Here is a 20,974-nt window from a genome sequence, read left to right as displayed (position 1 = left end):
GGACCCTTCTCTGCTTCGGCGCACCCTCACGCAAGTGGCCTGCTTTTACTCCGCCGCAGTGGCCTGGAATTGCTCCGCCGTTGACACTTCAATCTCGCCTTGATGAGCCAGATCACCCGAGATCACGCAAAATTCGGTCTCGGGATGGTATCGACCAATATCCCGCAGGCATGCGTCCAGGCGGCTGAGGGGGTCCAGTCCGAGAAGGCGCTCTCCCGGTTTGGTCAGATGAATATCACTCAAATGAATGAGCTTCATCACTCCTGCTCCTCGGCGGTGGACAGCTTTCCCATTCAACTTCTCAAAGGTTTGCCCGTAGTGCAGAGACAGGATCGTCGTATCAGCGGCAGCGTCAAACAGGGCCTTCATCGAGTCGTCAGTTAGAGTCAGCAGACATTCCTCAACGACTGTCAGCAGGATCCCATACGAAAAATCGGGACGCTATCGCGGCGGCTGCGATTCCCCAAACAGCCATATTCGCTAAGTGAGGCAACATCGTGTACGTGCCATCGCTCACTTGCCACGCAAATCCCGTTCCCGTCAGATCTGGCCGAAACGCATCGCCGAACGCCAATGAAAAATGCTTCAAAGGAAAGATATCGGCCGCAGTTGTCATCCATAGGGGAAGGTCGTGAAAGGGGCGAATGAAAATGTTCGAGAGAAACGCCAAGGGAAGAAGGGTCGCGTTCGCGACAGCCTGGGTGGTCTCATTTGAACGGCAAAGTGCGACGACCATCATTCCGAGCGCTGCAAAAGCGAACGAACCCACAACGAGAACGATCAGTGCCGCAGGCAATTTCTCAGGATATAGGTGCACGCCGTAAAACGCAGCTCCTGCAAGCATGACGATCGTCGCAGACGCCATGGCAATTACAGTTACGGCCAGTATTCGGGCGCAAATGTAGGTGCTCGGCGGCAGCGGAGTGCCGCGGATGCGTTTCAGGACACCCTGGTCACGGGCGGAGGCCGTGGAGACTGCAAGATATGTATAACAGGCCGATACAACACCGAAGACGGCGAGGGCAGGGGAATAGAATTGAGCCGTAGTGTATGCTTCGCCCTCCACCAGTTCGTTGCCAAAGATCTCGGTGAAAAGGCAAAGAAGGATTAAGGGCATTACTGAGACAAAAAATACCGCCGCCGGTCGTCTTGAAAACAAAACAAGTTGATGGATCGCCTGAGACATAAGAATTCTCAAGAAATATTACTCCATTCTTTGGACGGGGCCTCGGTCCCTATAAATTTAAGATATATATCTTCCAGATTTGGCCGCTGCACCGTAAGATAATTCAGGGAGATGCGCTGACGAAATGCCCAGTTTGTCAAATCGGCAAGAACTGGAGCCGGATTCGCGACTGTGATCGCAGCCCAACCCTTGGCGAATGTCGTGATGGGTCGCAGAGGGTTTGGATAGTGCTCGGGGAGGTAACCGCCCTCCAAAAAAAACTTGATCTCGGTCGTTCCGGTGAACGCGTCACGGAGTTCTGCAGTCGTCCCTTCTGCCCGAATTGCACCATCTAAAAGGATCGCCACGCGATCAGCAAGCCGTTCAACTTCTTCCATATGATGCGACGAGAGCAGGATCGTCTTCCCGGTTGACGCCAGATCAGAGATCAGGTTCCAAATCTTTCGACGTGCTTCAGGGTCAAGTCCCGTCGTCGGCTCGTCCAAAAAAATCACACCGGGATCGCCTACCAAGCCCAAAGCTACGTCGAGCCGCCTTTTTTGGCCGCCGGACAGGGTCCTGACACGTTTGTGCTGAAGGCTAGCAAGGTCAACCCGTTCCAGGAGATTGGGAATTTCCACGGGCCGCGGATAAAGCAAGGAAAATGCCTTCACGGTCTCAAGAACGGTCAATTCGGGCTCGAGGGCTGTGGATTGCAGAACTATGCCGATTTGCTCTCGGAAGCGGCGGTTGTTTGTATCCGGGTCTATTCCCAAGACCGCCACATTACCCGAATCCCTCCGGCGATAGCCCTCAAGGATTTCGATCGTCGTGGTCTTGCCTGCTCCATTCGGTCCAAGCAGAGCAAAGGTCGCGCCACGCTCAACGCTAAACGAGATGCCGCGAAGAGCGGAAACACCCTTATAACTTTTGCAAAGGTCTTCAACCACTATAGCCGGACACAACTGGTCAACCGAAGACGGCGCCCGGCGACCTTGGATTACATTGTCTTGGGGCCAGTGCAACACGCTCTAAAATCCTAGGAATGAGGCCGGCGCATACCGCGGCTGATCATGTAGCGAAGTGCCTTAATACTGGCGATAACTCTTGCTGTCCAATTGCGACCGTGAGCAGCAACCAAATATTGCAACAGAAATTCGTGCTCGTCCGCCTGTTGCGGCTCAAAGTGTGGCCGGAAGCTGCCCTTCCGTAGAAACGTCACCTTTGGCCTCGTCATCTCCAACAAGCCATCCGGACCCCGCGTTGCTCCAAAGCCGGAGCCACGGCGACCAACAAACGAAGCTCTCGGGTCGGCGGTTGGTACGATCATATCATTAATGCAGACCATGCCGGCCTCTATTCGAGACGCAATCGTGATTGCGGTGGCCTCAGACCCAAAAATCGATGCGCCAAGTGCATAAGGTGACGCATTTGCCATGGCAACGGCGTCTTCAATCTCCTTGGCCTGAAACAGCATGAGAACGGGGGCAAAAATATCTGCGCGTGCCAAGGGTGAGGCTAGGTCGACATTCTCAATTATGAGAGGAATCATCGGTTGGCCCATCACGGGGAAGTCGCCGTGAATTTCTGCGCCTCCGGAGCGGGCGTCCCTTAGAAGCCCGGTGAGCTTAACCACTGCGGCGGTCGATGCCGGTCGACCAGTGATCTGCGTTCGGCGCAGAAGAAGGACATCACGCAAAGCCGCGTATGTCTCTCCAACCGCGATGACCCTCCTCGGAGCTATGCAGGTGGCGCTGCCATTGAGCCGCAGCCCATAAGCGAGGGCATTAGCGGTCATTTCGATGTCTGCATCCTGCAGCACAATGACAGGGTCACTTCCGGACAACTCAACGACAGCGGGAATAACTCTTTCGGACAAACGACTGAGGATGGACCGCCCGGTCTCATTTGATCCCGTCAGTACAACCTTGTCTACATGGTCGCGCAGTGCTGCCTTTGCGTCCTCCACCGTTTCAGAGGTTATCTCGAACAAACTCGGTGGAAGACCGGCCTCATCCAGCAGGACCCCCAGCCACTGCATTGCCAATGTGCCACCCTGACCCGGTTTGACAAGCACGGCGTTACCCGCGGCCAGAGCCTGGATTGCTTGTACGCCAGGCAACAGAAGTGGATAATTCGAAGGTCCGATTATCAAGATCAGACCAAATGGTTCTCGGTGGACGGTTGCAGATGACCCCATCAGCCAGAAAGGACGCCCCTCTCTGCCCAAGGGCCGGGGCCGCAGCAACTCCTCCGCCTTTTTTTCGACAAATCGGCACGCATCGGCTAAGGGGATGATCTCAGACGCGACGAATTCAGCCTGGCTCTTTCCGAGCAAGGGCGCGGCCTCTGCAGCGAACTGTGGAGCCTTTGCTGCGATAAGTTCGCGCAACTGCCCGATAACGCCGATACGACGTGCCAAGGGGCTTGCCGCCCAACTCGGTTGGGATGAGCGCAGGTTCGCAATGTTTTCGCCTACCGAAAACGACTTGGACATCTTTCCTGTGCTCGTTACGAATTTATCGCTTCTCTGCCTGCCTTACCGATGTTCGGCTAATTTGGCTAGCATGTGAGAGGCCTGATCTCGTAAAGTGCTGCTTGGCAAAAGGGGGAGCAGCCGTCAATTGGGCAACAGGCTAGTTCTGAGTGGGAGCCGTTTGATTTGAATTACCGAGATAAGCGTCGCGTCGTAATCGTTGGCGCCGGCCCTGGAGGCTTGGCAACGGCAATGCTGCTGGCGTCAAAGGGCGCTAAAGTCACCGTTCTTGAACGGCTTGGGCAAGTCGGGGGTAGAACAGGGCGCTGGCAACAGGATGGCTTCAGTTTTGATATTGGGCCAACTTTCTTCCTCTATCCGCGGGTTCTAGAGGACGTGTTCAGAGAATGCGGGCGCGATCTTTGGTCGGAGATCAAGTTCGAGCGAATCGATCCCATGTACCGTATCGCCTTCGAAAACGGTGGCTTTCTCGACGCGAAGTCGGATCCAGCTGCGATGAAAGCAGAAATCGCCCGTATCGCTCCTAAAGATGCTGAAAACCTGGAACGCTACACCTCTGATAATCGAAAGAAGCTCGCAGCTTTCAGACCTGTTCTGGAAAGCTCGTTTCATTCTCTTAAGGACTATCTGCGGGGAGACGTCCTAAAGTCTCTGTTCATGTTGCGGCCGCAAATGTCCTTGGACAAGGACCTCCGGGGTTATTTTTCGGATCGTCACGTACGACAAGCCTTTTCATTCCAGGCGAAGTATCTTGGAATGTCTCCCTATAATTGCCCAAGCCTCTTCACCATCCTCGCGTTCCTCGAGCACGAGTACGGAGTGTGGCACCCTGTGGGGGGGCATGCTGTCGTTATGGAACGAATGGCGGCCATTGCACGCGAGATGGGCGTCGATATTCGGCTCAATGAGCCTGCTAAAAAGATCGCGTTTGAAAAGCGCCGAGCGGTCGGGGTGGAAACCGATAAAGGACGCTACAGCGCTGACGCGCTGGTCATTAATGCAGACTTCGCTCACGCCATGACAACTCTAGTGCCCGACAAGATGCGACGCCGATGGACTGATAAAAAGTTATCTGAAAAGAAGTTCTCTTGCTCAACGTTCATGATGTATTTAGGCGTGAAGGGCCTGTATAAGGATGTTCCGCACCACACTATTTTACTGTCGGAAGATCTGGAAGCCAATATACAGGAAATCCATCACGGAAAAACTGTGCCGAAGGCGCCTTCAATTTATCTGCAAAACGCAGGTGTAACGGACAGTACGCTAGCGCCGGAAGGAATGAGCACCCTTTATGTCCTGGTGCCGGTGGCGCATACGAGCGAGGGGATTGCTTGGCCCCAGGTCACTGCCATGTTCAGAGAGCAGGTAATCGACCGTCTTGAGTTAATCGGTCTGAAGGGCCTCAGGGAGCGGATCGTCAGTGAGAAGATTTTGACACCCGAAGGTTGGCGAGACGACTTGGCGATCTACAAAGGTGCGACTTTCAATCTGAGCCACACGCTCGGGCAAATGTTGTACTTCAGACCTCACAACCGATTCGAAGACGTAGATGGCATCTATCTGACCGGAGGGGGAACACATCCGGGAAGTGGCCTCCCTGTGATTTTTGAATCGGCCCGAATATCGAGTGGATTGGTAGCCGAAGATCTTGGGCTCGAAAGATCCCTCGGAGCTGCACCGCAAACAATGGCCCCATCGGCGGAACTGGAATTGGAGAAGGCTTCATGAAGGCCGAAACAGCAAGAAGTGTTGCCGTTGTGGGAGCGGGGCTAGGAGGCTTAGCGGCGGCCTGCACGCTCGCGGCCCGGGGGCACAGTGTTACCGTCTTCGATAAAAACGAGTGGATCGGAGGAAAAGCAGCTGTTCTGCAGGAGAATGGCTATCGGTTCGACATGGGACCTACGATCCTGACCGTTCCAGGCGTGCTTTACCGGATTTTCAGCGAGGCGGGGAAGAAGCTTGAAGATTATTTAGAGTTAGTTCGTCTAGATCCCCAGTGGCGCTGCTTTTTCGAGGATGGGTCGGTTCTGGATCTGGTCGAGAATGTCGAGCAGATGTCCGGGAATATTCAGACCTATACGGGCGACTCGCGATCTTCCGAGGGCTACAAACAGTTCATCAAGTTGTCAGAGCGTCTCCACGATGTCTCTAACCGCTTCTTCTTCTGGAAATCTGTTGAAGATCTTAAGGATACGATCGATTTCAGGCGAAACCTGGATGCGAAGACGTTATCCGACGTGATGGCTTTAAAGATGGGTTCTACTGTCGCCAGTCAGATAAGGCGAAAAGTGCCCGATGAGCGCGTTGCTCAGATGCTGGATCATTTCACTCAGTATGTCGGATCCTCGCCCTATTCCTCTCCCGCGGTTCTTTGCTCCATCGCACATATGCAAACTGAGCTCGGTGTTTGGTATCCGATGGGTGGGACACGGGCCGTTCCTGTGGCGCTGGAGAAACTAGCGACGGAACTCGGGGTCAAATTTAGGCTCAGCACAAATGTCAACCGCATCGCCCAGGAGAATGGGAAGGTGCTAGGGATCGTTACTGATACTGGCGAGAGACTTTCCTTCGATCGTGTCGTGTCAAACATGGATGCCGTTCGGACGTATGCTGAATTGGTGGGCGGCGACATCGGAGCGAAGTTCACTGAAGCTAAGAAATACGAACCGGCCTGTTCGGGCGTTGTCCTCTATCTGGGTCTGAAGAAGGCTTACGAGCATATTCTGCATCACTGCTTCGTGTTCTCTCGCGATCCCGAGGAGGAATTCCAAGCGATCTACCATGATGGGGAGCCGGCACCGGATCCAACGTGCTATCTCGCCGCCACGTCGCGGACGGAAAAAGGTGTCGCACCAGAAGGAGGGGAGGCGCTCTACGTTCTGGTCCACACGCCCTATTTGCGTCCACACCATGACTGGTCGAAGATGCTGCCGCAATATCGGGCTGTCATTCTCGACAAGCTCAAGCGTTGCGCCGGAATGCCGGACATCGAGGAGAGGATTGAGTTCGAGGCGGCGCTTACACCTCAATCAATTCATGATCGATACAAGGTCTTGAATGGAGCCATCTATGGCCTTGCCAGCCATGGCCGCTTTTTAGGAGCATTCAAGCCGGGTAATCGAAGCCGTCAGGTTGAGGGGCTCTACTTGGCAGGGGGCGCAGCTCATCCTGGTCCTGGCATGCCGATGGTCATGATGTCGGGTTGGATCGCTGCGGATTCGCTTGATCAGGATGCGAAGGCGAAAGTTGCAGCCTAGCTGGAAAAGCAGCGAAGCATCGCGTCCGGGCCTCGATCTTTTGTTCTCCGCGCAGACATCGAGGGGCTAGACTTGAGCACGCGTGGAGTTGAGGCCGAAAAAGCACTGAAGTCTTACTCACCTAGGATTTTCAGCCTGTTCGTTCGGTACCTCGGCCGATATTTTGCGAAGAACTTCACTGCAGTTCGCGTTCTAAATCCTGGGTTGCCGACAATCGAGGCCCATCGACCCGTAATATTCTATGGAAATCACGTCGGGTGGTGGGATCCGATTCTTTATCTGCTGCTAATCGCACGATTGACCCCCCACCATCGGGGATTTGGCCCGATCGATGAAAACGCCTTAAAAAAATATGGTTTTCTTCGTCGGGTTGGCCTCTTCCCTGTGGCTCAGGACACCGCTCGGGGGGCCGTGCAGTTTCTGGCTACTTCCCGCAGAATTCTCCAGGAGCGGAACACATCCTTGTGGATGACGCCGCAGGGCGAGTTCTCGGATCCGCGAGCGCGTCCCATCATTTTCAAAGCAGGGATCGCGCATCTCGCGCGGGAAGTTCCCGGCCTTGTTTTTGTTCCCGTGGCAGTTGAATACACCTTCTGGACCGAGCGAAGGCCTGAGTGCCTCGTCGCCTTCGGGGCGCCATTCGAGGCACCGGGGGAGCAAAACCGATCCGTTGATGAGTGGCGAAAGGTGCTTGAGGAAAATCTCGAGGAGAGAATGAACGACCTGACGGCTGCTGCTATCCATCGCGATTCGACGGAATTTGACGAGTTGGTGCGGGGGTCTACGGGCATCAGCTATCCCTATGACGCGTGGAGGTGGCTGAAGGCGTTGGCCAAGGGCGAGCAGTTCTCATCCGCGCACAGGAGCAAGTGATTGTGTTTCTGACGGCTTTGATTTGTTTCATATTCGCGCTCATTCCTTTCGGCCTGTGTGCAATGAACCTTCTCATGATCCGTGGACCCAGCCCCTGGCCGGATGGCGGACTGCCCTCCGTCTCTGTGTTGATCCCTGCTCGGAACGAAGAGAAGCGGATAGTGCCTGTCCTCGAGGCAGTGTTAGCCAATCCTGGACGCTTCGAGGTGATTGTCGCTGATGATGCCTCTACGGATCGAACTGCCGAGATCGTACGAAGCTTTGCTGCCCGAGATAACAGGGTTTTCTTGATCGATACTCCAGCTTTAGGGCCGGGCTGGATGGGGAAGAACAATGCCTGCCAGGCACTAGGTGACGCGGCGAGAAACGATATCGGCCTCTTTCTTGACGCTGACGTCATCCTGCGGGAGGATGCTATTGAACGGATCGCCGGCTTCATGGCTTCTAAGAATGTGGGGCTGGCGAGCGGGTTTCCACATCAGGATGCCGTGGGATTTTGGGAAAAGGTCTTTATTCCTTTCATCCATTTTGTCCTTATCGGCTTCCTCCCGGTGCTAGGCATGCGGATGAGTAAGTCACCCGCCTTTGGTGCGGCCTGTGGACAGCTCCTAGCCGTGCGAATGTCGGCTTACAGGATGACGGGGGGACACCAAGCGATAAAGGGATACATTCACGACGGGGTTCAACTCTCGCGTTGGTTTCGCCGACAGAAAATCCAAACAGACCTCTTTGATGCAGAGCATCTTGCGAATACCCGAATGTATGAAAATCTTCGGGACCTGTGGTCGGGATTCATCAAAAATGCGCATGAGGGGATGGCCACTCCGGTCGGCCTGCCCATTTGGACTGCGCTTCTGTTCTTCGGTCAAGTTCTGCCATTCGTTCTCTTGCCGATTTGCCTCGTTCGCGACGCTGATGCGACCGTCATCGCTCTCTTGGGAGCCGCCGTTTTCTGTGCCTGGGGAGTCAGAGTTTTGCTTGCGTTCCGCTTTCGGCAATCCTGGCTCGGTGTCCTTATTCACCCCTTGGGAATCATTGCTCTCCTCGCATTACAGTGGACGGCACTGCTGGGCCGCTTGCGCGGTAAGCCGCTCCTCTGGCGGGGGCGGTCGTATCTTGATGATCTGAAGACACCTGCTCCTTAGTGCGTGGCCGTACGGTCCTTGGTTGTTGCGTAGTTACGGTGACATCGAACAGCGTATTTCCGCTAAACCAAGCCGATTGATAGGTACCGAGCATATCTTCCGGAGACGACGGTTGCGGCCTATAACTATTCGGGTCGCGAAGGGCAGTTCTCATTGGAAATGCTGAATGATGGTTGAACCGACAGGGCCTGTGCTTGAGGCGCGAAATCTGCATGCGCACCGGAGCGGGGCGCATATTTTGCGAGGAATTGATCTCGCGGTTAGGCGAGGGGAGGTCAAGGCTATCATTGGTGGCGCACAGTCAGGGAAATCGACGCTGCTCAGAACTCTGATGGGCATGATCACGCCGTCTGCAGGAGAGGTCCTTATCAACGGCCGATCGGTCGAAGGCTATCCTGCTCATGCGATCGCGGAATTGGGCGCGGCTTTCGTGCCCCAAACGCGACGGGTCTTTGGTCGTCTCACAGTTTATGAAAATATCGTGATGGGCCGATCCGCTTCGGCTGGGCGGAGTAAGGCAGCGTGGGGCGCGGAAAGAATCTTCGAAATTTTTCCTAAGCTGAGAGATATTCAAGACTGTATTGCGGATGAAGTCGATTCCGATCAAAGGCAATTTCTTACGATCGCTAGGAGCCTGTTCACGGGTCCATGTCTGCTCATGCTTGATGATCCAGCCGTTGGATTATCTCCAAATGCAATCAGTGAACTCGCTCGAGCCCTCGTTCGGCTTCGAGATGATGGTGTGGCCGTTCTTTTCACCGAGCGCGAGTCATCGTTGATGGAAGGCGTCGAACCTGCGGTCTTCGTCATGGATGCCGGGAGACTTGTAGATGTCGACGGCCGCTTCTGCGTTCTAGCCTCTGCTTGATGCAGAAGCACAAGTGAAGGGCTTGGCAGACCCATGCCATTGCCAAGACCAACCTCTAAACTACATGTGAAGGGAACGTGAATCCTCCTTGGGAGTTATTCTAAACATCACGAGGAGGGAGAGGGTCGATGCAAAGTAATCGTCGTGCATTCCTGGGATTGGCAGGCGGCGCCGTCCTCACATCAATTTTGGGAAAAGCTGCCCTGGCAGACGAATTCCTCAACGGAGAACTCCACCCCGTAAGGTACGTGCCGCCAGGCGAGTTGGAGCCGCGCTATCGCAAGCAGCTTGTTCGATATGACAGTGCGGAAACCATCGGTACTGTGATCGTGGATCCGGAGAGTTATTATCTCTATGTGACCCTCCCTGAAGGTCGCGCAATCCGATATGGTATCGGCGTTGGGCGCGAGGGTTTCGGCTGGAGCGGCGAGGCCACGATCCAGAGGAAGCAAATGTGGCCGAGTTGGCATCCTCCCAAGGAGATGCTGGCTCGCGAGCCTAACCTGCCAACAATGATGCCTGGAGGTCCAGACAATCCGCTTGGGGCGCGGGCTCTCTATTTGTTCCAGGGTAACAGGGATACGCTCTATCGTCTTCACGGGACGTCGCAGGTGAATTCGATTGGCCGATCTGTCTCGTCGGGTTGCATTCGACTTTTAAACCAGGACGTGATCGATCTTTACCGCCGGGTCCCGCTCGGAACCCGTGTCGTCGTTGGAGGCTCAGCGGCGACTGTCAGCTAGGCATCAGAAGACGCCGTCGGCCGCTTTTGAGCAAGATCGTCTTCTGATATTGGCAGAACGGGAATGCCGGCTCTAGTCAATTTCAGCCGCTCGAGCTCATAAGGCATCTGCAGGTCCTCCGGAATGTTACAGATCATGTGGCGTCTCGTCGCCGCGCCCAGGGCCGAAGATGCGGTGATCACGGCGATCGGAACTGCCAAGCAGAGGCCCACGAGGGTGGGGGCTGCCCAAATTAGAACCATAGGCGCCAATGCAGCGAGACAGAGGCAGAAGATTAATCCCGAGACTGTCTGTGGCCATAGCTGCGCAAAAGCAGTTCGTACGTTGATCTTATGAGCAGACCTGATTTGCGCGTTCCACGTTATCGAATTGCCGAAAAAAAGACTGATTAAAAATGTCGAGATGCGAAGTGAGATGATCGGGGCAAGGATCATAGAAAAGAAAATTTCTATAGAGGCATTACGTATCAGAACAAACGGACCTCCATACATTTTTGATTTTCGACTCAAATAGATGTCGGCAAAACCAGCCAGCTTCGGCCACAAGCTCATAGTCAGCATTACAATATAAATTGTAACCCCGATATCTGCATTAAGATGATCTAATTCTCCCCATATCAACTTTGATAGTGCAGATAGGATCATTATCAACCAGAATAATGACGACGAATACATAATGATCGCCGACAACAAGTTTAATCTTGATACTGGATTCAAACCCGGGAGTGTGAGGAGGCGAAAATACTGCATGTTGCCCTGGCACCATCTCGTCTCGCGGCGCATGTACTCACTTAGTGTTGGAGGATTATCTTCGTAGCTCCCGCACTCTTCGGGTATTACGCGAACCTCATATCCGCCTCTGCGCATCAGCACCGCTTCGACGAGGTCATGGCTAAGAAGGTGCCCCCCCAAGGGCGGTCCTCCGGGCAAGGGCGAGAGGCGGCAATGATCCGAGAAGGCGGCCACGCGAATGAGAGCGTTGTGTCCCCAGTACTGGCCGCAATCGGCAGTCCACCATGCGCTGCCCATGGTGTATGCCCGCATCCCTGCCCGCATGCCAAACTGGAAGATGCGGGCGAATGCGGTTTGCGCCGGAGCTCCTACAACAAGGGTTTGCATGATTCCGATTTGGCGATTTTGTTGCATTGTTCGGACCAAGCGAATGATGCACTCACCCGTCATCAAACTATCCGCATCAAGGGGGATCATGAATTCAAAGTCGTGTCCCCAACGATCCAGAAAATCCGAGATGTTGCCTGATTTGAATCCAGTATTCTGCATCCTACGGCGATAAACGAGATTATCCGATCCAAAATCTGAAGAAACATCTTTGGTATATATTTCTTCTTCCTCGGCAATCGCGATATCCGAGGTGTCGCTTAGAATGAAGTATTTGAATAGATCGCCGTAGCCTGTTTGTTGGATGCTGTGATTTATAACGCGAAGGCGATCGATCGCGGACCTTGGATCTTCGTTCCGCAATGTCATCAGAATGGCGATGCGGGATTGCTTGTGGAGAGGGCCCGCCAGGCTCAGAAATGGAGAAACGATGGGCCGCCAATCTTGTACCGCATGCAGCAGCCAGAGGCCGATTGTGGCATTCCAAAAACCCATTATCGTCCAAGGTGCTGCAGCTGAAATGGACGCGAACAGGACGAAGTCGAGTGCGGACCATCCATCACCTGCCAGGAGATAGCCCACGGACACCACCAGCAGCAGAAATGTGACTGCTACGAGTGTTGCCATGATGAGCCGGCGCCAACGTACATGCTCCGGGAGTTGAAGGGGATTAGATGGCGACCGGAAGTCTGATTGAGGTGCGGGACAGTTCATGTTTGACAATCCCGAAGATGTATCTCGGTCAGCATTAATGGGTTTTGATCGCAGCTTAATAGCCCAGAAGCAGGCTAATACGGAAGACGTGAACGATGACCATACAAAGCGCTTGTGCCTTATACTATGTTGGTCCCGGTCGGGCGGAGATCCGCACCGTGCCACAAGTCGCTCCTGGGGGTGATCAAAACTCCGACATCATAGAGGTTCGCACCTTGTACACCGGTATCAGTCGGGGAACAGAGAGACTCGTCTTCGAGGGCAGGATACCTTCATCGGAGTGGCAGCGCATGAGAGCGCCTTTTCAAGAGGGAACCTTTGAGTTTCCCCTGAAATATGGGTACTCGGCGGTGGGAGTCGTGGAGGAGGGGCCAAAGGACTTTGTAGGAAAGATCGTCTTTTGCTTATACCCACACCAAGATCGCTTTCGCGTTTCGCGTGACGAAGTGGTGCTGGTTCCACCGCACATCGACCCGAAGCGAGCGGTCCTGACAGCAAACATGGAGACAGCCCTCAACATCATCTGGGATAGTGGGCTGGGAGTAGGGGATCGCATCATCATCGTCGGGGGTGGAGTGGTGGGATTGCTGCTCGCTTTCATCGCATCGCAGATGCCAGCCACAACGGTGACCGTCATAGACATCGATCTCACTCGTGAGCGTTTTTGCCAAGGTCTCGGAGTCGAGTTTGGCGTACCAATCCAAACCTTCGATGAGGCCGATGTCGTTGTTCATACCAGCGCCACTCAGGCCGGGGCGCAGTTCTGCTTGGAGGTTGCCGGTGCGGGAGCGAGGGTCATCGAAGCAAGCTGGTTTGGGGATGAATCGGTCTGTCTGCCGTTGGGACGTGCCTTCCATAGCAAAAGGCTTCAACTGGTTTCATCTCAGGTGGGGAAGCTACCTGCATCGCATTCTTCCCGTTGGACTTTTCGGCGAAGGCTGGGTGTGGCGATCGATTTGCTAGACGACAGTCGTTTGGACAGCATCATTACTGCGGAGGTGCCGTTCCGTGACTTGCCCAATGCGATGCCTGGGTTATTGGCTAAGGGCGCTGCAGGCCTAATGACCGCTGTCAGCTATTGATTTGAGGAGACAACGTTCATGTTTGCTGTTGAAGTCCGCGATCACATTATGATCGCCCATAGTCTACCTAGGGAACTCTTCGGGCCGGCCCAGAGGCTTCATGGAGCGACCTTCATCGTAGATGCAGCATTCCTGCGGAGCAGCCTTTCTGAAGATGGTGTCGTCGTCGATATCGGCCGGGCGACAGTCGCGCTGAAAAAAATCCTCGATCAACTGAACTACCAAAATCTCGACGACATCAAGGTTCTAGAGGGGAAAATCACCACCACCGAATTCCTTTGCAGGTTCATTTTTGATGAACTGTCAAAACGGCTCAAGCAGGGAGAACTCGGGCCAGGTTCCGAGCAGGTCGAAAAGGTGAGGGTGACCCTTCAAGAAAATCACCTGGCCCGCGCGTGGTTCGAGGGGGATGTATAGCCTTGCTACCCGCTGTCCTCGTGATCCCAGGTAGTATAGAGACCCGAACCGGAGGATACGGTTACGCTCGGGAGATGCTTAAGCATCTGCCATTTCACGGCGTCGCCGCAGAGCATGTGGAACTCCCCAGTCACGGCCAGGGCGATTGCGGGATCAACGTTCGTCACTGGGAAGAAGCGGTTTCAAAAATTGACCGTAAGGCAGCAATCATCGTGGATGGACTGATCTATGGTGTCTTGCCCGCTGCCATGATCCGGAGAGTGAAAAGGAACTTCGTTGCTCTCGTACACCATCCCCTGTGTCTGGAAACTGGAATTGGTACCGATGAGGCGACGACCCTTTTCCAGAGCGAAAGAGCCGCGCTGGAACAAGCGTGGAAGGTCATCGTATCCAGCCGAACCACGGCGTCTGTTCTCGAAAATCTGTTTCGGGTCCCTCCTCGCAAAATAGCGATTGCGCCGCCGGGAACTCTGCCCGCGAAGCGTGCCAGGGGTTCCAGTCGAGATGTTGCTCAGATCATCTCAGTGGGTTCTATAATCCCACGAAAGGGTTTTGATACGCTGGTCGAAGCGCTCTCAATGATCAGAGGTGACAACTGGAATTGTTCGATTGTTGGTGACAGGAGCCGTGACAGAAGATGTTCAGAAGCCTTGCAGGCTCTGATCCATCGTCGTGGACTCTCAGAGCGGATAAAGTTGGTCGGAGTTCTGTCGGAAGCAGAGCTCGAGCCGCTCTATGATGAAGCGGACATGTTCGTCTTGCCGTCTCGATATGAAGGCTTCGGCATGGTTTATGCCGAGGCGCTGGCGCGAGGACTGCCCGTCATTGGAACTGATGAAGGAGCTATCCCTGAGGTTGTGCCACCGGAAGCCGGGATTCTCGTTCCCAAAGACTGCGCCAACTCACTCGCGGTGGCAGTCCGTCAGCTCGTGATAGATCGCGCCGCCAGGTTAAAGCTCAGTGAGGGAGCATGGTCGGCGGGGCAGAATTTGCCACGATGGAAGGACAGTATGCGTATCGTCGCGGAAGTTCTCAAGAGCTGTCCCTCATGACATTTTCAGCTGAGTGGTTGAGGTTGCGAGAACCGGTCGATCATCGATCTCGCAATGCCGTGGTCATGCGGGCGTTGGAGGATCATTTCGTCGACGCGGGCTCTGTGACGGTCGTCGATCTGGGATCCGGTATCGGGTCAAATTTACGTGGAACGTCACCTCTCCTGCCACCGAACCAGAAATGGATTCTTATCGATCACGATCCCATTCTGCTCCGCCAGACCGGTGCTACTGAGGGAATTCATGCAGAACTGCTAACCTCAGACTTGGCTATTTCACTCGAAGCGGTAATAGAGGAATTCAAACCGGATCTCATTACCGCTGCCGCCTTCATAGATCTAGCATCAGAGGCCTGGATCGAGCGGTTAGCTGAAGCTGCGCGCAGGCAACGTTGTGCTGTGTATTTGCCACTGAATTATGATGGCGTTGAACATTGGCAGCCCGCGCATGATTCAGATTGGCAAATATTGTCCGCCTTCACACGTCATCAGCTTCGCGACAAGGGCTTGGGCTCAGCACTGGGGCCGCGGGCGGCTTCGAAAGCGGTGGCAGTTCTTCAAAGCCGGCAATTCACTGTGGTAGCGGGTGAAAGCTACTGGCGCCTCGATGACGGTGACCAATGCCTCAAGCAACTTCTCGCTGCGGGGATTGCCGATGCTGTGAAACAGACGCAACTTGTACCGGAGCATGTCGTAACGTGCTGGGGCCTCGACAGGCAGATGGGGGGCAGTTGCACAATCGGTCATGTGGATATCTTTGCGGCACCCCCGTGATCGTCATCCCCTACGAAGCATGCGGTTCAGAACTTCGTCTCCCCGGATGAAGTGATGGTAGAGGGCCGCGGCTGCATGGACAAACAAGAGCGCAGTCAGCGTAAACGCAGCATATTGATGCAATGTCAGAAGCGTCGTTGCGAGATGCTCGTCCTTCGGCAGGATCATTGGCAACTCAAACAACCAGAACACTGAGATCCGCGCCCCGTATGCCGAGGTGCCGGTCCAACCAAGAAGGGGGACGATGAAGAGCAACATATAAAGAAGCCCATGAACGACGCTGGCGAGCTGCCGCTGCCAAGGTTCGATCGTGCGTTCGATACCGGGCGCCCCGACGATTCCTCGCACCGCCAAACGAAGAATCGTCAGCGCGAGGACCATCACCCCGAATGAGCGATGGAGATCAAATAAAGTGTTTTGAGTGCTGCCCCCCTCCAGCCTGATCATGATCAGGCCCATGGGTATGGTTGTAAGCACAATGAGAGCCGTGAGCCAATGAAGCACCTTGTGGAGCGGATGATATCCAGTCACTTCGGTGCGCAAGGCCAGTCCCTCCTCTCTAGAGAAGAACGTTACCGCAAGTCACAATCAAAAAGAACATTTCCATCATCAAGAATCTGAGTGGATGTTCTCGGCCGAACAGCCATGGTGATATCGGAGATCGAGGGGAGATTTATTCCAGTGGTTCCGGATCCCAGAATAATCGGAGCCACAAGCAAATGGATCCGGTCGAGCGCCTTAGCTGCAAGAAATCTGGAGACAGTCTGGCTTCCTCCCTCGATGAGGATGCGGTGAAGTCCCTGGTTACGCAATGCTCTCACAATTTCGTGAGGATCAAGCTGTCCGTCCTTGAGAGCAAGGCGGATACATTTAATCCCAGAGTTTTGTTGGGGAGCCGAAACGCTCGAAATTATTATCCGAGCTGACCCTGTGTCATCGAAGCATCTTGAAGAGATTGGAACGCGACCTCCGGGATCAATGATCACACGAGCCGGATGTTGCCCAGGCACGCGGCGCACTGTCAGCTGAGGATCGTCAGCGATCACGGTGCCAGCGCCTACTACAACTGCGTCGACGGAAGCGCGCAATCTGTGTAGATGATCCAAAGCGGCATTGCCATTAATGTGCTCGGCCTTGCCCCCCAACGTTGAAATACGGCCATCAAGGGTTTGACCAAGCTGGGCGATAACGAAGGGAGCACCACTTCGATCATGAAGCCCTTCCGGGCTGACAGATTTAAGAGATTCCTTTGATGCCATTGGTTTCCGCCGCGTCCTTCGCCATATCTTGTGCCAAAGAGTTTATGTCATTCGTTTCTCGAAACTGCGTCAACACGCCAAGGACTGATCTCCTTTCATGACAATCCTCGAAGAACTCGAAATGGTTGCCGTAGAGCGCTGCATCAACGAAGTGCGGTCCGGGCGCCCTGTCGTCGTCGTTCAGGGCGATGCCGCCAGCGTCATTGCTGCGGCTGAGAATATTCACATTGGTTTGTTCAAAAGGCTCAGAGAGGTGGCTTCAGGGCCTGTGCGGTTGGCGATGGCGGCTGCCAGACTTCGTCATCTCGGCTTTGAGGCTGCCGGTACCTCCTCCATAGTCCTGGCGGATACAAATTTTTCACGTATTGACGAGCTCATCACCTCCGAAACCGTGGAGATTACTGAAGAGCTATCGAGACCGACGGCTTTAGAGCTCGCATCCTTAGATCTCATTAGATTTGCGTTTCTGTTGCCCGCCGTCGTCTCAATCCCGATTGCATCCAAGGATCAGAATTCGCTCGCCGAGCTGTGCAGGGTTGAGGCAATCGCCATAGAAACTTATCGCGCAAAGAAATCCAGTCATTTGAAGATTATTGCAGAAACGCCGGTCCCACTCGAAGTTGCCGGTGACTGTCGCTTCGTTGTGTTTCGTGGTGGCGAGGGAATGCGCGATCAAATCGCTGTTGTGATCGGAAGGCCCGATCTCAGTCTTCCAGTGCCCGTGCGTCTACACTCTGCCTGTCTCACGGGCGATCTGTTCAGTAGCCTGAAATGCGACTGTGGAGACCAACTCCGCGGATCATTAAAATTTATGGCGGAGAACGGAGGTGGAGTGATTCTTTATCTTGACCAGGAGGGCAGAGGAAACGGTATCGCGAATAAGTTGCGGGCATACGGGCTCCAGTGGCAGGGACATGACACTTTCGAGGCGGATGAAATCCTTGGATTCGATATTGACCAACGTCGCTTCGAATTCGCCGCCAGCATGCTGCGCCAGCTTGGGCTGAAAACCGTTAAGCTCTTAACAAACAACCCAGCAAAGATTGCCGCCCTTCAGCAAGCCGGGTTGACGGTTGTCTCATCGCAACGTCTTAACGGGCGGCTTAACATTCACAACAGAGAATACCTTGCGAGTAAGCGCAACCGCGCTGGGCATTTGATCGGCAACGAAATACTTGGAAGTAAGATCAACGAGCAAGATTAGACTTATTGGTAAATTCATCCGATAATTTTAGATCCGGTTTGATCGAGACGTTGCCATTTGGTTTGCGTGATATTTGGAGTCTGTTCCACCAATTTGAGCCCAAGTTGAAGAGGCGGGATTTCGTGATTAGAAAAAGCTTCGATCAGTTGAGAATGTGAAATTTAATGGCTGCGCCGCTTCTAACACTACAAGACGTGCATCTCACTTTCGGCGGTACGCCTCTCCTCGTCGGAGCTGATCTTTCAGTGGGAGAGGGGGAGAGGTTGTGCCTGGTCGGGAGAAACGGCTCGGGAAAGTCCACTTTGTTGAAGATCGCTGGGGGACTGATCGAGGCGGACCAAGGACTGCGGGTGGTTCAGACCGGGGTCACGATGCGTTATCTTCCGCAGGAGCCAAGCTTTGGCAACTCCCAAACTACACTCGAATATGTGGAAGCCGGTTTGAGCCCAGGGGATGATTCCTATCGGGCACTCTATCTTCTTAATGAGCTTGGCCTCACTGGGCACGAAAATGTCGGGCAACTTTCCGGCGGCGAGGCGCGACGCGCCGCCTTGGCTTGCGCTTTGGCTCCTGCACCTGATGTTCTCTTGCTGGATGAGCCTACCAATCACCTGGATCTACCTGCAGTCGAGTGGCTCGAGAAGGAACTCTCGAACATGCGATCGGCTCTCGTACTCATTAGCCATGACCGGAAGTTCCTTGAAACCCTCTCGAAAGCTACAATCTGGTTGGATCGTGGTGCAACGCGGCGAACAGAGCGGGGCTTCACACATTTCGAATCTTGGCGAGACGACGTTCTCCAATCTGAAGAGGAGGAGGCAAGGCGGCTGGATAAAAAGATAGCTGCGGAGCTCGAATGGGTCCGATACGGCGTTACTGCGCGGCGGAAGCGAAACATGGGCCGGATGCGCGCTCTTGATGCGTTACGGCAGCGGCATTCAGAGCAGAGGTCCCAGTCAAGCGCGGCGCGTATGACAGCAACTGACGCCGAGGCGTCCGGAAAGCTGGTGATCGAGGCGGTCAATGTAAGCAAAAGCTTCGGTGACGCGGCAATCGTCAGGGACTTCTCGATCAGAATTGCACGTGGCGACCGTGTTGGCATCGTGGGCCGAAATGGGGCAGGCAAGACAACGCTTCTGTCGCTTCTGACGGGAGAGTTGAATCCGGATTCAGGTTGCGTTCGGATCGGCGCCAATTTGCAGATGGTGAGTTTGGATCAAAAGCGGTCCAGTCTCACTCCTGACATGACACTCACAGAGGCGCTCACTGGAGGAAGCGGCGACACTGTGTTTGCAGGTGGAGTTGCGCGTCACGTTTTCAGCTACATGAAGGATTTCCTTTTTCTACCGGAACAGGCACGCACTCCCGTCAGCAGCCTCTCTGGAGGTGAAAGAGGAAGGCTGATGCTTGCCCGTGCCCTGGCTGTACCCTCAAATCTTCTGGTTCTCGATGAGCCCACGAATGATCTGGATCTGGAAACACTCGACCTGCTGGAGGAAATGCTTTCGAGCTATGAGGGCACTGTTCTCCTCGTCAGCCATGATCGAGATTTCCTGGATCGGGTCGTGACGTCTGTGATCGCTGCTGAGGAACAGGGGAAGTGGACTACCTATGCGGGCGGCTATTCCGATATGATCTGGCAAAGGGGAGGGGACCTTGCCGCTCGAGAACGTGCGTCTACACGCAAGATCAAGAGACCTGACCCGACGCCTGTTCAAAGTGCGAGTTCGATTGCCCGCAGAAGGCTGTCGCCTAAGCAGCAGCATGGACTGAAAGTCCTCCCCGAACTCATAAAGCGGCTTCAAGCTGAGGTCGCCAAAGAGCAAGCTGCACTGAGCACTGGGGATATCTATTCACGCGATCCTGCTGCGTTTACCCTGCGCGCAGAGGCGTTGGAAAGACTGCAGTCAAAACTCAACGCGGCCGAAGATGAATGGCTCGAGCTGGAAATTCTCCGAGAGGAGATTGAAAGTTAACGCTCGGCTCCGCGTCTCAGTTTTTCAACAGTGTCTAATGCGCTTCGCCAACCAGAGAATGGCACGGCTCCCAATAGTTCGTTTAGGCCGGCCAATGTGTACGTCCCGTCTGTGGCGATACTATCGGAGATCTCTTGAAGCGACCGACCTGGCGTTTCCATCGCGTAGTTCGCCGTTCCCCTAACATTTGCCAGTACGAGCTGTCTCGCGACTTCCTCAGAAATCCCATATTTTTGGAATGTTTTTACGAGATCATCGAAGAAAGCGTAAAGCCATCCCGAAAGGCATGCTCCCAAAAGTGCGGTGCCGAACTCCTCTTCCGAAGCGAAGCTGGTTACGATGCCCGCTGGAGTTAAAAAGCTGCGGACCAAATCGTCTTCAGGATAAATTGGGAAGAACCCCAACCCGGTTTCAATGTAGGCTGCCGGCATGATCCTGACAATCCGTCTGACCCGGCCCGCATGCGTCTTCAATTCATTGCATGACACTCCCGCAACAGCTGAAATCAACGTCTGATCTGGCTCAAACTGGAACCCGGACAAGGCGGACACTACGTCCGGTGGCCGAACGGCAAGCAGCACAATCTTGCTGCTCTTCGCGACTGCTGCATTGTCTTCGGCTATTAAACATCCATGATTTGCCGCCAAATGCTCGGCAATTTGACGGTTCCTGGGAGAGACAGAAATTTCTGCCTTTGACCCGCTGCGCCGGAGCGATGCAACGAAATAGGCTGCAAAGCTGCCGGCGCCAATTATTCCAAGCGTCATTTCATCCGACATTTATTGTATCCGTCTGACAAACTAGAAGAATGGACCTTTGATCTTGAAAGCC

General features: G+C 54.3%; 20 protein-coding genes. 12 read left to right on the top strand and 8 right to left on the bottom strand.

The window, feature by feature from the left end:
- Positions 1-45: 45 nt before the first annotated feature.
- From FKM97_RS23655 to FKM97_RS23640, 4 genes are all read right to left on the bottom strand, one after another.
- Positions 46-369 carry a metallophosphoesterase family protein gene (locus tag FKM97_RS23655; protein WP_170241109.1) on the bottom strand — a complete coding sequence of 108 codons (324 nt, stop codon included), beginning with the start codon at positions 367-369 and terminating at the stop codon, positions 46-48.
- A gap of 31 nt (positions 370-400) precedes the next feature.
- A complete protein-coding gene (locus tag FKM97_RS23650; RefSeq protein WP_144294931.1) occupies positions 401-1,186 on the bottom strand; it encodes an ABC transporter permease in 786 nt (261 codons plus the stop codon).
- A gap of 8 nt (positions 1,187-1,194) precedes the next feature.
- Positions 1,195-2,115 carry an ABC transporter ATP-binding protein gene (locus tag FKM97_RS23645; RefSeq protein WP_205015291.1) on the bottom strand — a complete coding sequence of 307 codons (921 nt, stop codon included), beginning with the start codon at positions 2,113-2,115 and terminating at the stop codon, positions 1,195-1,197.
- Positions 2,116-2,204: 89 nt separating this feature from the next.
- Positions 2,205-3,662, bottom strand: coding sequence for an aldehyde dehydrogenase family protein (locus FKM97_RS23640; protein ID WP_144294930.1), 1,458 nt, complete (start codon positions 3,660-3,662; stop codon positions 2,205-2,207).
- Between the two features lie 165 nt (positions 3,663-3,827).
- Here FKM97_RS23640 and crtI point away from each other — a divergent pair, with 165 nt between their 5' ends.
- The 6 genes from crtI (at position 3,828) to FKM97_RS23610 (ending at position 10,548) form a co-directional block, all read left to right on the top strand.
- Positions 3,828-5,390 carry a phytoene desaturase family protein gene (gene crtI, locus FKM97_RS23635; RefSeq protein WP_246105241.1) on the top strand — a complete coding sequence of 521 codons (1,563 nt, stop codon included), beginning with the start codon at positions 3,828-3,830 and terminating at the stop codon, positions 5,388-5,390.
- A complete protein-coding gene (locus FKM97_RS23630) occupies positions 5,387-6,919 on the top strand; it encodes a phytoene desaturase family protein (RefSeq protein ID WP_144294928.1) in 1,533 nt (510 codons plus the stop codon). The genes crtI and FKM97_RS23630 overlap by 4 nt, the downstream gene beginning before the upstream one ends.
- A gap of 72 nt (positions 6,920-6,991) precedes the next feature.
- Positions 6,992-7,792, top strand: coding sequence for a 1-acyl-sn-glycerol-3-phosphate acyltransferase (locus tag FKM97_RS23625; RefSeq protein WP_170241108.1), 801 nt, complete (start codon positions 6,992-6,994; stop codon positions 7,790-7,792).
- A gap of 2 nt (positions 7,793-7,794) precedes the next feature.
- Complete coding sequence (locus FKM97_RS23620; RefSeq protein WP_205015290.1) at positions 7,795-8,937, top strand: glycosyltransferase family 2 protein; 1,143 nt, start codon at positions 7,795-7,797, stop codon at positions 8,935-8,937.
- Between the two features lie 166 nt (positions 8,938-9,103).
- A complete protein-coding gene (locus FKM97_RS23615; protein WP_144294926.1) occupies positions 9,104-9,805 on the top strand; it encodes an ATP-binding cassette domain-containing protein in 702 nt (233 codons plus the stop codon).
- A gap of 128 nt (positions 9,806-9,933) precedes the next feature.
- Positions 9,934-10,548 (top strand): L,D-transpeptidase, encoded by a 615-nt coding sequence (locus FKM97_RS23610; protein ID WP_144294925.1) that lies wholly within the window; start codon positions 9,934-9,936, stop codon positions 10,546-10,548.
- Here FKM97_RS23610 and mdoH read toward each other — a convergent pair.
- On the bottom strand, positions 10,545-12,380 hold the full coding sequence (mdoH, locus tag FKM97_RS23605; RefSeq protein ID WP_144294924.1) for a glucans biosynthesis glucosyltransferase MdoH: 1,836 nt from the start codon (positions 12,378-12,380) through the stop codon (positions 10,545-10,547). The genes FKM97_RS23610 and mdoH overlap by 4 nt on opposite strands.
- Before the next feature lie 290 nt (positions 12,381-12,670).
- Between mdoH and FKM97_RS23600 the strand changes: the two genes are divergently transcribed.
- The 4 genes from FKM97_RS23600 to FKM97_RS23585 all read left to right on the top strand — a co-directional run bounded on the left by FKM97_RS23600 (position 12,671) and on the right by FKM97_RS23585 (position 15,704).
- Positions 12,671-13,462 (top strand): zinc-dependent alcohol dehydrogenase, encoded by a 792-nt coding sequence (locus tag FKM97_RS23600; protein ID WP_246105240.1) that lies wholly within the window; start codon positions 12,671-12,673, stop codon positions 13,460-13,462.
- Between the two features lie 18 nt (positions 13,463-13,480).
- Positions 13,481-13,879, top strand: coding sequence for a 6-pyruvoyl trahydropterin synthase family protein (locus FKM97_RS23595; RefSeq protein ID WP_144294922.1), 399 nt, complete (start codon positions 13,481-13,483; stop codon positions 13,877-13,879).
- Positions 13,880-13,953: 74 nt separating this feature from the next.
- On the top strand, positions 13,954-14,931 hold the full coding sequence (locus tag FKM97_RS23590; protein ID WP_144294921.1) for a glycosyltransferase family 4 protein: 978 nt from the start codon (positions 13,954-13,956) through the stop codon (positions 14,929-14,931).
- Positions 14,928-15,704: an SAM-dependent methyltransferase gene (locus tag FKM97_RS23585; protein ID WP_144294920.1), complete on the top strand. Its 777-nt coding sequence runs from the start codon at positions 14,928-14,930 to the stop codon at positions 15,702-15,704. Before FKM97_RS23590 ends, FKM97_RS23585 begins: the two co-directional genes overlap by 4 nt.
- A gap of 3 nt (positions 15,705-15,707) precedes the next feature.
- Here FKM97_RS23585 and FKM97_RS23580 read toward each other — a convergent pair whose 3' ends face one another.
- Positions 15,708-16,247 carry a cytochrome b gene (locus FKM97_RS23580; protein WP_246105239.1) on the bottom strand — a complete coding sequence of 180 codons (540 nt, stop codon included), beginning with the start codon at positions 16,245-16,247 and terminating at the stop codon, positions 15,708-15,710.
- Positions 16,248-16,276: 29 nt separating this feature from the next.
- Complete coding sequence (locus FKM97_RS23575) at positions 16,277-16,963, bottom strand: RibD family protein (RefSeq protein WP_144294919.1); 687 nt, start codon at positions 16,961-16,963, stop codon at positions 16,277-16,279.
- A gap of 97 nt (positions 16,964-17,060) precedes the next feature.
- Between FKM97_RS23575 and ribA the strand changes: the two genes are divergently transcribed.
- Both ribA and FKM97_RS23565 read left to right on the top strand, forming a co-directional pair.
- A complete protein-coding gene (ribA, locus tag FKM97_RS23570) occupies positions 17,061-18,167 on the top strand; it encodes a GTP cyclohydrolase II RibA (RefSeq protein ID WP_144294918.1) in 1,107 nt (368 codons plus the stop codon).
- 164 nt (positions 18,168-18,331) lie between these two features.
- Positions 18,332-20,143 (top strand): ABC-F family ATP-binding cassette domain-containing protein, encoded by a 1,812-nt coding sequence (locus FKM97_RS23565; RefSeq protein ID WP_144294917.1) that lies wholly within the window; start codon positions 18,332-18,334, stop codon positions 20,141-20,143.
- On the opposite strand, the gene FKM97_RS23560 is transcribed toward FKM97_RS23565, so the two are convergent.
- The gene (locus FKM97_RS23560) at positions 20,140-20,922 is read right to left on the bottom strand and encodes a pyrroline-5-carboxylate reductase family protein (RefSeq protein WP_144294916.1); all 783 of its coding nucleotides are present in this window, start codon (positions 20,920-20,922) and stop codon (positions 20,140-20,142) included. The genes FKM97_RS23565 and FKM97_RS23560 overlap by 4 nt on opposite strands.
- Between the last annotated feature and the right edge of the window lie 52 nt (positions 20,923-20,974).

Origin of the sequence: Rhodoligotrophos appendicifer, assembly GCF_007474605.1 — a bacterium.
Classification (GTDB): domain Bacteria; phylum Pseudomonadota; class Alphaproteobacteria; order Rhizobiales; family Im1; genus Rhodoligotrophos; species Rhodoligotrophos appendicifer.
This window is presented reverse-complemented; position numbering and strand designations above follow the sequence as displayed.